General features: G+C 56.4%; 13 protein-coding genes, 1 tRNA gene and 1 pseudogene. 9 read left to right on the top strand and 6 right to left on the bottom strand.

Features of this window, described 5'->3' with window-relative positions; genetic code table 11:
• From groES to B3M32_RS04560, 3 genes are all read right to left on the bottom strand, one after another.
• Positions 1 to 272 (bottom strand): co-chaperone GroES (groES, locus tag B3M32_RS04570; RefSeq protein ID WP_290743876.1); only part of this gene is annotated, 272 nt, incomplete at its 3' end.
• A gap of 176 nt (positions 273 to 448) precedes the next feature.
• Positions 449 to 772 carry a helix-turn-helix domain-containing protein gene (locus B3M32_RS04565; protein ID WP_290743875.1) on the bottom strand — a complete coding sequence of 108 codons (324 nt, stop codon included), beginning with the start codon at positions 770 to 772 and terminating at the stop codon, positions 449 to 451.
• Positions 773 to 957: 185 nt separating this feature from the next.
• Positions 958 to 1,031 (bottom strand) — tRNA-Arg (locus B3M32_RS04560).
• 139 nt (positions 1,032 to 1,170) lie between these two features.
• Here B3M32_RS04560 and B3M32_RS04555 point away from each other — a divergent pair.
• From B3M32_RS04555 to B3M32_RS04515, 9 genes are all read left to right on the top strand, one after another.
• The gene (locus tag B3M32_RS04555) at positions 1,171 to 3,438 is read left to right on the top strand and encodes a penicillin-binding protein 1A (protein ID WP_290743874.1); all 2,268 of its coding nucleotides are present in this window, start codon (positions 1,171 to 1,173) and stop codon (positions 3,436 to 3,438) included.
• Between the two features lie 110 nt (positions 3,439 to 3,548).
• Positions 3,549 to 4,622, top strand: a complete 1,074-nt coding sequence (rlmN, locus tag B3M32_RS04550; RefSeq protein WP_290743873.1) for a 23S rRNA (adenine(2503)-C(2))-methyltransferase RlmN — start codon at positions 3,549 to 3,551, stop codon at positions 4,620 to 4,622.
• Complete coding sequence (locus B3M32_RS04545; protein WP_290743871.1) at positions 4,616 to 5,236, top strand: methyltransferase; 621 nt, start codon at positions 4,616 to 4,618, stop codon at positions 5,234 to 5,236. The genes rlmN and B3M32_RS04545 overlap by 7 nt, the downstream gene beginning before the upstream one ends.
• A gap of 91 nt (positions 5,237 to 5,327) precedes the next feature.
• Entirely contained in the window at positions 5,328 to 5,825 is a 498-nt protein-coding gene (locus tag B3M32_RS04540; RefSeq protein ID WP_173799071.1) for a YchJ family protein, read from the top strand.
• Between the two features lie 87 nt (positions 5,826 to 5,912).
• A complete protein-coding gene (gene argC, locus B3M32_RS04535) occupies positions 5,913 to 6,875 on the top strand; it encodes an N-acetyl-gamma-glutamyl-phosphate reductase (RefSeq protein ID WP_290743870.1) in 963 nt (320 codons plus the stop codon).
• On the top strand, positions 6,875 to 7,882 hold the full coding sequence (gene obgE / locus B3M32_RS04530) for a GTPase ObgE (protein WP_290743869.1): 1,008 nt from the start codon (positions 6,875 to 6,877) through the stop codon (positions 7,880 to 7,882). Before argC ends, obgE begins: the two co-directional genes overlap by 1 nt.
• A gap of 72 nt (positions 7,883 to 7,954) precedes the next feature.
• Positions 7,955 to 8,299 (top strand): HU family DNA-binding protein, encoded by a 345-nt coding sequence (locus B3M32_RS04525; protein WP_290743868.1) that lies wholly within the window; start codon positions 7,955 to 7,957, stop codon positions 8,297 to 8,299.
• On the top strand, positions 8,289 to 8,759 hold the full coding sequence (gene smpB / locus B3M32_RS04520) for an SsrA-binding protein SmpB (protein ID WP_290743866.1): 471 nt from the start codon (positions 8,289 to 8,291) through the stop codon (positions 8,757 to 8,759). Before B3M32_RS04525 ends, smpB begins: the two co-directional genes overlap by 11 nt.
• Entirely contained in the window at positions 8,759 to 9,883 is a 1,125-nt protein-coding gene (locus B3M32_RS04515; protein ID WP_290743864.1) for an N-acetylmuramoyl-L-alanine amidase family protein, read from the top strand. The genes smpB and B3M32_RS04515 overlap by 1 nt, the downstream gene beginning before the upstream one ends.
• A gap of 149 nt (positions 9,884 to 10,032) precedes the next feature.
• Here the strand turns inward: B3M32_RS04515 and B3M32_RS04510 are convergent, their stop codons facing one another.
• The 3 genes and pseudogenes from B3M32_RS04510 to B3M32_RS04500 all read right to left on the bottom strand — a co-directional run.
• Positions 10,033 to 10,776: a YebC/PmpR family DNA-binding transcriptional regulator gene (locus B3M32_RS04510; RefSeq protein ID WP_290743862.1), complete on the bottom strand. Its 744-nt coding sequence runs from the start codon at positions 10,774 to 10,776 to the stop codon at positions 10,033 to 10,035.
• Between the two features lie 55 nt (positions 10,777 to 10,831).
• Complete coding sequence (locus tag B3M32_RS04505; RefSeq protein ID WP_290743860.1) at positions 10,832 to 11,629, bottom strand: hypothetical protein; 798 nt, start codon at positions 11,627 to 11,629, stop codon at positions 10,832 to 10,834.
• Positions 11,630 to 11,644: 15 nt separating this feature from the next.
• Positions 11,645 to 12,436: pseudogene (locus tag B3M32_RS04500) on the bottom strand (phosphomannomutase); the annotation flags it as partial.

The following is a 12,436-nucleotide window of genomic DNA, read 5'->3' as shown; positions in this document are numbered from 1 at the left end:
GCGATGACGTCCGGTTCCTTCACGATGAGGTAGTTTTCGCCGTCGACGGTGACTTCGGTGCCGCTGTACTTGCCGTAGAGCACCACGTCGCCCACCTTGACTTCCATCGGGACGATTTCGCCCTTGTCGTTCTTGCGGCCCGGGCCCACGGCCACGACCTTGCCCTGCATGGGCTTTTCCTTGGCGTTATCGGGGATGAAGAGACCCGAGGAGGTCTTCTGTTCGGCTTCGGCCGGTTTGACAACGATTCGATCTGCTAAAGGCTTGATCATTTTGCTTTTCCTTTTTTGTTAAAGTCTTAGTCCAAAATGGACCATTTTTTGAATCGCACCTCTAGTAGCAAAAGGCGTGCCAAGCACCGGCGCGCCCTTTTTTGGGGGTATATACGATTTATTTTGAAACAACTTAATAGAACGTTTCAATTTGAAACGTTCTGCAGGACGGGAACCTATCCCCTCTTCCCGGATTCCCTGGCCTTCTTGATGTATTCTGCAGCTTCGGAACCGGGACTCCCGGACTGCACCCGGACATTCTCCCTTTCGTATATGGCCATGAACCGTTCGGAAAGTTTTGCCGGGGAAATACCGAGTCCCCAGGCCAGCTTGCAAAACGATTCAAAGGAGGGACCACGCAGCCCGGCTTCCATCTGCGAGATGAACTGGCGGCTCAACCCGGACTTCACCGAGAGGCTCTTCTGGGTGTAGAGGTGTTCCTGCCTCATCTCCACCATCATCTGCCGAAACGTCTTGTCAAACAAGCTCTGCTTTGCCATACCCATAATCTAACACTAAAAGAACCCACAAAGCGCAACGCATTGTATGCATAATCATAATAATATTGTAACTTTTTCTTAAGAAATTAATACGAGTCGCTTGCGGCTCACAAAGGCCCCAGGTTCTCGCCCTATCGTCAGTATAAAAGAAGAGCCCCCCTCTTTACGAGGGGAGCTCTTCTTTCTGCGGGTGCCAGGACTCGAACCTGGAGCCTTTTGGTTCGTAGCCAAACGCTCTATCCAGTTGGGCTACATCCGCGATTGTGCCCCAAATATAGCATTATCGGCCTTTTTGTCAAGGGTTTTTACAAACATTTTTATTCTTTTTAACTAAATTTCAGCGAAACAACATTCATTCGCTGATTAAGATGGACATTGTCAAAAAATACCTAAACATCGTGCTGGCCTTTCTCAAGGGGCTCTTTACCGACAAAAAAGTTCTCCTGTGGCTAGGCATATTCGCCATTCCCGTAGTTATCGCCATTTCAGCGGTGATTATTACCTACATCCACTTTTCGCCGGAACTGCCGTCCCTCTCGCAGCTCGAACAAATCAACCCGAAACTCGTAACGAACATCTACGACATGAACGGAAAGATTGCCCACGAGTACTACGTGGAACGCCGCGAATGGACGCCGTTCGACTCCATCCCCATAGACGCGATTCACGCGGTAATGGCGACCGAAGACCGAGCCTTTTTCAATCACTGGGGCATGAACGTCTGGGCGATCCCGAGCGCCATCATGGAAAGCATCTCCAGCGGCAAAAAACTCCGTGGCGCCTCCACCCTCACCCAGCAGTTGACCAAGCTTTTGTTCCTCACCCCGGAACGTTCCATTTCCCGTAAAATCAAGGAAGCGATGACGGCCATCCGCATCGAGCAGACCTACACTAAAGAAGAAATCCTCGAATTCTACATGAACGAGGTGTACCTTTCCGGCGGAAACTACGGTTTCCAGGCCGCAGGACGTTTCTATTTCGGCCATTCCCTCGACAGCCTCTCTATCCCGGAATACGCCGTACTCGCCGGCATGCTCCAGCGTCCGGAAGCCTACCGCCCCGACCGTCACCCGAAAGCGAGCCTCGAACGCCGCAATACGGTGCTTTACGCCATGTACGATGCCGGCTACATCAGCAAGGAAGACTACCACAAGTACGTGGAGACTCCCATCACGCTCAACCAGAAAGCAGAAGAAAGCGGTTCCGGCCTGTACTTCTACGAAGAAATCCGCAAGTACATGGAAAAGAAGTACGGCGAGAATTCCCTGTACGCCGACGGCGTTTCCATCTACTCGACAATCGACCCCGAGATCCAGGCGTTCGCCGACAGCGTCGCCCGCGTACAGGTCGAAAAAGTCCGCCGCCGCGTCAAGTACCGCGCGACGCGCCGTCTTTTCTTGACCAAGAAATACGGCATGCCCGAAGACAGCGTCGTCGCCCACTTCGACAGCATCTACGCCGACTTCAAGAAGAACTACCTCGCCAATGATACGAACCCCGATCTGACCAAGCGCAGGTTCCCCGACAGCATCCGGTACCACCATCCCGAAATCGCCGCCATCCTCATCGAGAACGAGACGGGCGCCATCCGCGCGATGGTCGGCGGCAGCGACTTCAACAACTCCCGCTGGAACAGGGCGGTTCAGTCCCTGAGACAGCCGGGTTCGAGCTTCAAGCCCATCGTATACGCGACGGCCATGGACAACGGCGCCAGCCCCTGCGACTCCGTGAACGACCAACCCGTCACCATCCCCGATCCGGACGACAAGAACCCGAACAAGGTCTGGCGTCCGGGCAACTTCGAGCATGACTTCGAAGGCATGATGACGCTGCGCAGGGCCCTCTACCGTTCCAAGAACCTCCCCGCCATCCTCACCGGCATGAAGTACGGCCTTAACAACGTGGTGAACTACGCCCGCAAGTTCGGCATCGTACGCGCCCCGCTCATGGCAGTGCCGAGCCTCGCGCTGGGTTCCGTGGGCGCGACACTGATGGAAATGACTTCTGCCTATACCGTATTCCCCAACGGCGGAAACCGCATCGAACCGTACATGATCGAATCCATCGTGGACAGGAACGGAGAGACCATCGAAAAGAACTCCAAGGTCGAGCACGAAGTATTGCGCCCGGCTTCGGCCTACATCATGGTCGACATGCTCAAGGACGTGAATATCCGCGGTACGGCCGCACGCGTCTGGGCTAGCGGATTCAACCACCCGAGCGGAGGCAAGACGGGAACCACCAACGACTATACCGACTGCTGGTACATCGGTTTCACCAAGCAGTACACCATGGGCGTGTGGGTCGGTTCCGACAGCCCGGGCACGCTCGGCGCAGGCCATACCGGTACCGAAGACGCCCTCCCCATGTGGATGGCCGTGATGAAGGAACTGCACAAGAACCTCCCGCGCAAGCCCTTCCCCGTCCCGAGCGGCGTCGTGAGCAGGGGCATCTGCAACCACACCGGGAAAATCGCCGGCGAGTTCTGTTCCGAAAAGACATACTGCCTCTACACGGCAGGCTACGCGCCCGAAGAGACTTGCGACGGCAACCACTTCGAAGTGAAGACCAAGTCCGCCGACGACGCTACGTTGTTCAGCAACAAGGGAGCATCGGAAAGCAAGAGTTCCTCGAACGGGCCGAAAAAAGCGAGAAAGATGTTCTAATCCAAAACAAAAAAAGCTTTTCAATTCGCCTCAATCCCTTGAATTATAAAGGATTGGGGCTTTTTTATACCCTTAACAAAAACGTATTTTTTTGCTATCTTTACACCACTATGGAATGGCCGCGCAACATAAAAACCCTGACGACCGACGAGCTCAAGGCTTGGCTCAGGGACGTTGGCGAAAAGCCGTACCGCGCCGACCAGATCCAGAAATGGCTTTTTTGCCAGCAGGTGCGAAGCTTCGACGAAATGTTGAACGTGCCCCCCGCTCTCCGTGAAAAGCTTGCCGCCCAGTTCAGCCTGCTCGCCCTCAAGGAAGACCATCACCTGGTCTCTACCGACGGCACCATCAAATGGCTCCTGGAAACCCATGACGGCCACCATATCGAGACGGTGATGATTCCCGCGAACGGCCGATTTTCCGTATGCGTGTCGACGCAGATCGGCTGCGCCCAGAACTGCGCTTTCTGCCGTACGGCGAAGATGGGATTCACCAGGAACCTGGAAGCGGGCGAAATCATCGAAGAAATCCTTACCGTCAACTGGTACCTGAAAGACAACGGGATTCTCGACGAAGAGGGCAAGATTGCGCAAGTCACGAACATCATCTTCATGGGCATGGGCGAACCGCTCAACAACCTGGAGCAGGTGCACCGCGTATGCTGCACGCTGCACAACCAGAGCCTTTTCAACATGGGCGCCAAGCGCATGACGGTGAGCACCTCGGGAGTCGTCCCGAAAATCAAGGAACTCGTCGACCGCAACACGCCCTGTTGCCTTGCCGTGAGCCTCAACAGCACGAACAACGAATACCGTTCGTCCGTGATGCCGGTAAACAAGGTGTGGCCCATCGAAAAACTTCTCGAGGCGGTAGACGAATACATCCGCCGCACCGACAACTACGTCACTTTTGAATTCGTACTCATCCAGGGAATCACGTGTACCCCGAAGGCCGCGAAGGAGCTCATCCGCATTTGCGCGCCGCGTCGCGTGAAGGTGAACGCCATCGTGCTCAACGACGGCGATGACCCGACGCTTCATGCCCCGACCCCGGACGAAATCGAAGACTTTCTCGCCGCAGTGCGAGCCGCAGAAATTCAAATAACGATCCGCAACCCGCGTGGCCGCGACATTCTCGCTGCCTGCGGACAGCTTGCGTACAAAAAGGAAGAAGGAAAATGTTAACGCAAAATCTCCCGGAATTTTGGGACAACCTCTACGCCGAGGGCAAGGACTATTGGAATTTCAAGAAGGCCACGCCGGCCCTGCTCGATTTCTTTAATCACCCGTCCTGCCCCGCAACCGGCTCCGTGCTGGTTCCTGGCGCCGGCTTCGGATACGACGCCGAAGCTTGGGCCTTGCGCGGTCACGACGTACTTGCGGTAGACTTTGCACCGACGGCGGTGGACGAGCTCGACCACCTGAGCCGTAAGCACAAGAATCTCCATTCCCTGGACAAGGACCTGTTCACGCTGACTCCCAAGGACGCCAAGCACGAAGGCCAGCTTTTTGACATCGTTTACGACTACGGGACGTTCTCCGCCATTCACCCGGGACGCCGCGACGAATTTTTCGAAGTGTGCTACAAGATGATGAAGGACGACGGACTTTTCATCTGCCTCATGTACCCGCTGATGAACGGCAAGTCCCTGCAGGGCCCGCCGCACTGCACCAGCGAAGGCGAACTCATGGCGCGCCTCGACGGCGTCTTCGACATCGTCGAACGCATCCCGGTCAAGAACAGCTTCCCGGGCCGCGAAGGCAAGGAAGAGTTCTGGCTCATGAAGAAGGTCGTGTAAGTTTAGACGAAAGGACGGGCCTACGGCCCTACAGACGAAAGACGATAGAATTATATTTTTTTGATTAAAAAACAAACACAAGGATTAAATTATGTCTAAAGATTTATGCCCCTGCGGAAGCGGAAAAGAATATGGCGAATGCTGCGAACCCATCATCAAGGGAACAGCCCTTGCCCAGAGCCCCGAAGCCCTGATGCGCTCCCGCTACACGGCCTACGCGAAGCACGAAATCGCCTGGCTCCGCGACTCCCTCGAGGCCACCCAGCGTAGCGACTTCGACGAACCGAGCGTGACCGCCTGGAGCAACGATTCCGAATGGCTCGGCATCGAAATCAAGCAGACCAAGACTGAAGAAGAAAAGAACATCGGCTGGGTCGAATTCATCGCCCGCTTCAAGCAGGGCAACGTCACCCGCAACCACCACGAACTCGGCGAGTTCCACAAGGTCGGCGGTGCATGGTTCTTCTACGACGGCCGTGCCGTGAAGCAGGAAACTGTCCGCCACGAAGGCCCTGTCGTTGGCCGCAACGACCCGTGTCCGTGCGGATCCGGCAAGAAGTACAAGAAGTGCTGCGGAGCAGGGAAGTAAACAGTAGACAGTGGTTAGTAAACAGGGCGGCTTCGCCGCTATTATTAGTCCTAACCACTAACCACCAACCACTAACCACTATTAACCATGTTCAAGATATTCGTAGACGGTGAAGCAGGAACGACCGGCCTGCAGATTTACGAGAGACTTGCGAAACGCACCGACATCGAAGTGCTGCGCATTTCCGCCGAGCTCCGCAAGGATGTAAACGAACGCAAGAGGCTCATCAACGAGTCCGACGTGACGTTCCTTTGCCTGCCCGACGCAGCCGCAATCGAAAGCGCCGCCCTTTGCGAAAACCCGAACACTTGCGTGATTGACGCCTCCACGGCACACCGCGTGAACCCGGCCTGGACTTACGGCATGCCGGAACTCTCGGCAGCACAACGCGAAGCCATCTCGAAAGCCAAGCGCATCGCGAACCCCGGTTGCCACGCCTCGGGATTTATCCTCGGCGTGTATCCGCTTGTCGCCGCGGGAATCCTCCCGAAGAGCGCGAACCTCGCCGCCTACAGCATCACCGGCTATTCCGGCGGCGGCAAGAAGCTCATCGCCGAATACGAAGAAGAATCCGCGCTCGCGCACAAGGCTGGCGAATCGAAGGCCATCATGGCGCCCGCCCCGTACGCGCTCGCGCTTGCCCACAAGCACCTCCCCGAAATGAAGAAGTACTGCGGACTCGAAAATACGCCGTTCTTCAACCCGGTGCTGGGTCCCTTCTACAAGGGCATGGCGGTCACGGTCGCCATCTTCGCGAACGAACTCACCAAGAAGGTCGGCCCCGAAGGCCTCACCGAAATCCTGACGAAGCACTACGAAGGCAGCCGCTTTGTGAAGGTGATGCCCTACGAGGCAGCCCCCGTGCTCTTTAACGGCCGCCTTGACGCCACCGTCTGTAACGACACGAACAACGCCCGCATCCAGGTTTTCGGCAACGAGAACGTGATGCAGGTAACGACGATTATCGACAACCTGGGCAAGGGCGCGAGCGGCGCCGCCATCCAGAACATGAACATCGCCTTGGGCATCGACGAAGGAATCAGCCTTTAATGTTTTTAGACGAAAAATCAATCGAAGTGCGTTCAGGCAAGGGCGGAGACGGCATCTGCAGTTTCCACCGCGAAAAGTTCGTACCCCTGGGAGGCCCAGACGGCGGTGACGGCGGACGCGGCGGACACGTTATCCTCCAGGTGAACGAACAGTACTCTACCCTGCTCGACATGGGCAACGCCCGCGTCTACAAGGCCGAGAACGGGCAGCCCGGCGGTGCCAAGCGCTGCACCGGACGTAGCGCAGACGACCTGATCGTCGACGTCCCGCGCGGCACCATCGTGAAAGACGCCGAAGGGCGCATCCTCGCCGACCTCACCGCACCGGGACAGAAATGGATTGCCGCGCGCGGCGGCAAGGGCGGCATGGGCAACCAGCATTTCGCCACCCCGAAGGTACAGGCTCCCCGCAAGTGCACGCCCGGCGAAAAGGGCGAAAAGCGCGAGCTGTTCCTGGAACTCAAGCTCATGGCCGACGTGGGCCTGGTCGGGTTCCCCAATGCGGGCAAATCGAGCCTCGTGAACAAGATTTCGAGCGGACGCCCGAAGGTGGGCGACTACCCGTTCACGACCCTCGAGCCGGTCCTCGGTATCGTACAAGTGAACGGACATAGCTTCGTGGTCGCCGATATTCCGGGACTCCTGGAAGGGGCAAGCGAAGGCAAGGGCCTCGGCCACCAGTTCCTGAAGCATATCGAACGCACGCACACGCTGCTCTTTGTCATCGACGGATTCGCCGAAAACGCCTACGAACAGTTTACCGTGCTCAAGGAAGAACTCAAGGCCTTCCACCCCAAGCTCGCCCAGAAGAACTTCGTTATCGCCCTGAACAAGAGCGACCTCGGCATCGAGGATGCCATCAAGGAATTCAAGAAACACCGCCAAAAAGTGGTCATAACGTCGGCCATGACAGGCGACGGATGCAAGGAACTCCTGCAGGCATTGGACGAAGCGGTCCCCCATACGCAGAAAAAAAGCGTCGGATGGACAAAAAAGAGTAACGCCTAGCCCCGTTTTTTTATAATTTATTGATATAAGTTGTTGTCCTGCAAAAGGTTGCAGCGATTCGCGGAGTTGGACATGGCAGAAAAGGCAAACATTACAAAAAAGGATATCGTCGAAGATATCTCTCTGCGCACCGGTCTTACCCAGGTGGAAACGAAGACTATTATCGAAAAATTCCTTGACGCGCTCGTCAAGGGACTTCTGCAAGGCAGCAACATCGAGATTCGTGGTTTCGGCAGGTTCAAGCTCAAGGAACGCAAGGAAAGGACGGCAAGGAACCCCCGCACGGGCGAAATCGTCACCATCAACGCAGGCACCAAGCCCGTCTTTGAAGCGAGCAAGGAACTTATCAAATCTTTAAACGAAGTAGTCGCCGCGGCCGAGGCCGCCGCCGCACCAATCGAAAGCGATGGCAAGTAAAGAACAGAACACTCCCGTCATCTTAAACCGCAAGGCGAACCACCTGTACTTTGTAGACGAGACTTTCGAGGTGGGCATCATGCTCATCGGCAGCGAAGTCAAGTCCATCCGCGACGGCAAGTGCACCATCGGCGAAGCGTGGGTCGATGTCGACGAGAAAAAGGACGAGCTCTGGCTCGTTGGTGCTAGAATCGACGAATACCTGTTCGCGAACCGATTCAACCATTTCCCCGCCCGCAAGAGGAAGCTCCTCGCCCACGCGCACGAAATCCAGAAGATGCGCAAGGCGAAGGAACTCAAGGGCTGCACCATCGTGCCGCTCAAACTGTATTTCAAGAACCGCCGCGCCAAGCTCGAAATCGGCATCTGCCGGGGCAAGGACCAGCGCGACAAGCGCCAGGACATCATCAACCGCGAAGCCAAGCTAGAGATAGCCCGCATCGCAAAGGCGCACCGCTAATGATTTCGATTGTCCGGAAATTGGCACTCGGCTTACTGCTCGCCATTCCTGCATGGGCGGGCCAGGTCAATGCCGAAGCCCTCGCGAAACAGAACGGTGCATCGTTCCACTGGTTCCCAGTTCAAAAGACCTTTATTCTGGTATCCAGCAGCGACACCCTGAAGTTCGCCATCGGGCTCCCCTACGCGAGCAACCACGGGCAGTCTATCGATCTTGCACGGGCACCCGAGCTACAGGACGGCCATATCTGGCTGGACTCCGCCGACGCAGCAAGCCTGTTCAAGACCGCCGCGGCACCGTCTTCGGCAGTAACGAGCAGCAGTTCCGCCATCAAATCGTCGGCCACCGCAAAGACGGCCGCTTCCACAAAGCCAGCCACCCCTAAAAACGAGACCGCCGGCACGCGCGAAGTGAAGACCATCGTCATCGACCCCGGTCACGGCGGCAAGGACACCGGTGCGCAGGGCAAGAAATCCAACGAGAAGGACATCGTACTTTCCATCGGCAAACTCCTCAAGAAGGAACTGGAGAAGGAAGGCTTCAACGTGAAGATGACCCGCGACAAGGACGTGTTCATAGAACTCGGCCAGCGCGCGAACCTCGCGAACCAGTGGGATGGCGACCTGTTCATAAGCCTGCACTGCAACGCCATCGACGCGACTCCCGAGCGCAAGAAGCAAATCAAGGGCTACCACGTATACGTGTTGCGCGCCCCCGAAAGCGAAGAAGACAAGGCGATTGCCCGCCGCGAAAACAAGGTGGCCACACTCTACGGCGAAAAGAACGCGAAAGAAGAACTCTCCCCCATCGAATGGTTCAAGCTGGAAGCCCGCCTCGAAAAGTACAAGCAGAACAGCTACATGTTCACCGAAGAAATGCTCAAGGCCATGGACGGCGGCAAAATCAAGCGCCAGGCAGGCGGTGTCGGCGGTGCCGGGTTCATGGTGCTCGTAGGCGCACTGATGCCTGCTGTGCTATTCGAAATCGGGTTCATCAGCAACGAAGAAGACGAAGCCTACATGATGACCGACAAGGGCCAGAAAGATATCGCCGAACGCATATCGAAGGCCGTGAGCACCTACAAGTCGGCAGTCCACAGCTACCGCGAAACGCTGGGACGATAGGCCGCGCTTAGCGCGGCAGCTACTAGCTAATAGTTGCTAGAATTGGTTAAACAAAAACCGACTGCACTTGGCAATCGGCTTTGAACTTTACTCAAAGGGAGCCTGCGACCGAGCTCACACCCCAAAGGGCGTAGCCCGACCTCAAGCCTCTATTCAGCATCCAGATCAGCTTCGTCGATTTCGGCGTTGTGGTAAACGTCCTGGACGTCGTCGTGGTCTTCGAACTTGTCGATGAGCTTGAGGAGCTTCACGGCGTCGTCGTGACCGAGCTTCACCGGGTCGTTGGCGACGTAGGTGATTTCGGCGCTCATCATTTCGATGTTCGCAGCTTCGAGTGCCTTGGAAACGGCGTCGAAGGCTTCGGGGCTCGTGGAGATTTCGTGCACGCCGTCTTCGGTGGACATGTCTTCGGCACCGGCTTCGATCACGAGGTCCATGACCTGTTCTTCGGGGTACTTCTCGGCGTCGACAATGATCACGCCCTTGTACGTGAAGGCCCAGGACACGGAACCGGATTCACCCATGGAACCGTTGTTCTTGTTGAAGATGTTGCGGATTTCGGCAACGGTACGGACCTTGTTGTCGGTCATGCACTGCACCATGATGGCAATTCCGCCCGGGCCGCGTCCTTCGTACAGCGGTTCCGTCATTTCGGTACCGGAGTTGGCACCAGTACCCTTGGCGATGGCGCTTTCGATGTTCTTGGTCGGCAAGCTCTGGCTCTTGGACTTGAGGATTGCCGCACGCAGACGCGGGTTCGAATCGGGGTTTCCGCCACCGAGCTTGGCGGCGATAGAGATTTCCTTGATAAGCTTGTTCCAAGCCTTGGCGCGAGCGACGTCAGTCTTGGCTTTCTTGCGTTTGGTGGTGGCCCATTTAGAGTGACCGGACATAGATTACCTCGAATATTCAGGGGTTTGAATTAGTGAAACTTCTTTGGGGCGGGAACTAGCGCTGACCCATGCGGCAGCGGCGTTTTTCCTTGATGGAGAGGGACGGGTCGTCGCATTCATCTTCGTCGACAGACTTCTTTTTCTTCTTTTTCTTTTTCTTCTTCGGGACGTCTTCCTCTTCGTCTTCCTCGACAGCCTTCTTCTTCTTTTTCTTCTTGACAACCGGTTCGTCGTCAGCGGCCTTGGCCTTGCTCTTCATGCGGCTACGGCGGTCGTTGTCGTCGGACATGGTCTCTTCGGCAGAAGTATGCTGCTTCTTCATGCTCTTGAGTTTCTGCTTGTCCATCGGGTTCGCAGAGGCCTTGATGATGTCGCCATCGTACTTGCCGCCCCACACGTTACCGATAAGCGAGCTGGAGCTGAGCGCGTCGCTCAGGATTCCCTGGGCCCAGTCGTCGTTCGCCGGCGGCAGCAGCTTGAACTTGAGGTTACGAATGGTGGTCGCTTCTTCGTCATAATAGAGCATCATGTCGAACAGGCCCACGTTGTATTCCTGGCCGTCCGTACCCGAAGCGGGCTGGTCGATGTAAGCGAGAACCGCATAGACGTCGCCATCAAAGAGGGCATTGATCAGCAGGTCCGGATCGCCGTTCGGTGCACGGACCTCGCCAATCGCCTGGAACGCCCAAGGCGCAGCCTCGACCTTCAAGGAGAACTTGTGATACCCGTTTTGCGCAGGCTTCAACTTGAGCAGGGCGCCCGTAAAAGCCTGGAACTTAGGCTTGATGGAGCCCTCCTGTGCATAACCCACCATTGCAAGCGCAAGCACCAGCAATGCGAGAATTTTCTTCATATACCCTCCCATTTATTAATTCTTGAAGAACAGAGCCTTGGCTGCCTCGAACATCGGGTCCTTTTCATCCGGTTCGCGGCATTCCGTATAAATACGAACCTTCGGCTCGGTACCCGACGGACGCACGAGCATCCAGGAGTCGTCATCGAAGATAATCTTCACGCCGTCGAGCGTCAAAAGCTGCTTCACGGTCTTCTCGTTCTTGCCGACCATGACCTTGGCACCCGGCTTCGCAATTTCAGCGATGGCGTCGACCTTGGCCTTGAGCGGGGCACCCACGAGGGACTTGTCCACCTCGAAGCCCGAGCGCGTCGGGTAGAAGCGGCCATATTCGTTGTACAAGGCGTCGAGGTATTCGCCGAGGTTCCTGCCGGTAGTGGCCATGATTTCGAGCGCGATGAGGAGGCCGAACTGGGCATCCTTCTCGAGCGTGTTGTTGAGGCCCGAGATGCCGTCGGATTCCTCGAACGCGACGAGAGCCTTCTGCTTGGCATTGCGGGAAAGCCACGGGCGGAAGTTCTTGAAGCCCACCGGAGTTTCCATCACGGGCACGCCGAGCTTTTCGGCAATGATGTTCACGAAGTTGGAGGTCGCGACGGACTTGGCCACGCAGCCCTGTTCCTTGCGCCAGGTCGCCATGTAGTGGAACGCGATGGCACCGAACTGGTTCATGTCGATTTCGCGAGTGCCGTCGTAGAAACGGATACGGTCGCCATCCGGATCAAAGATTGCACCGAGACGGAACCAGGACTTGCTTTCGTCGAGGACCTTGCGGACCTTTTCGAGGTTCTTGCTGGACGGTTCCGG

The sequence above is a fragment of the Fibrobacter sp. UBA4309 genome (genome assembly GCF_002395745.1).
Taxonomy (GTDB): domain Bacteria; phylum Fibrobacterota; class Fibrobacteria; order Fibrobacterales; family Fibrobacteraceae; genus Fibrobacter.
Note: the sequence above shows the minus strand (reverse complement) of the source record. Positions and strands in the feature narration are given on the sequence as shown.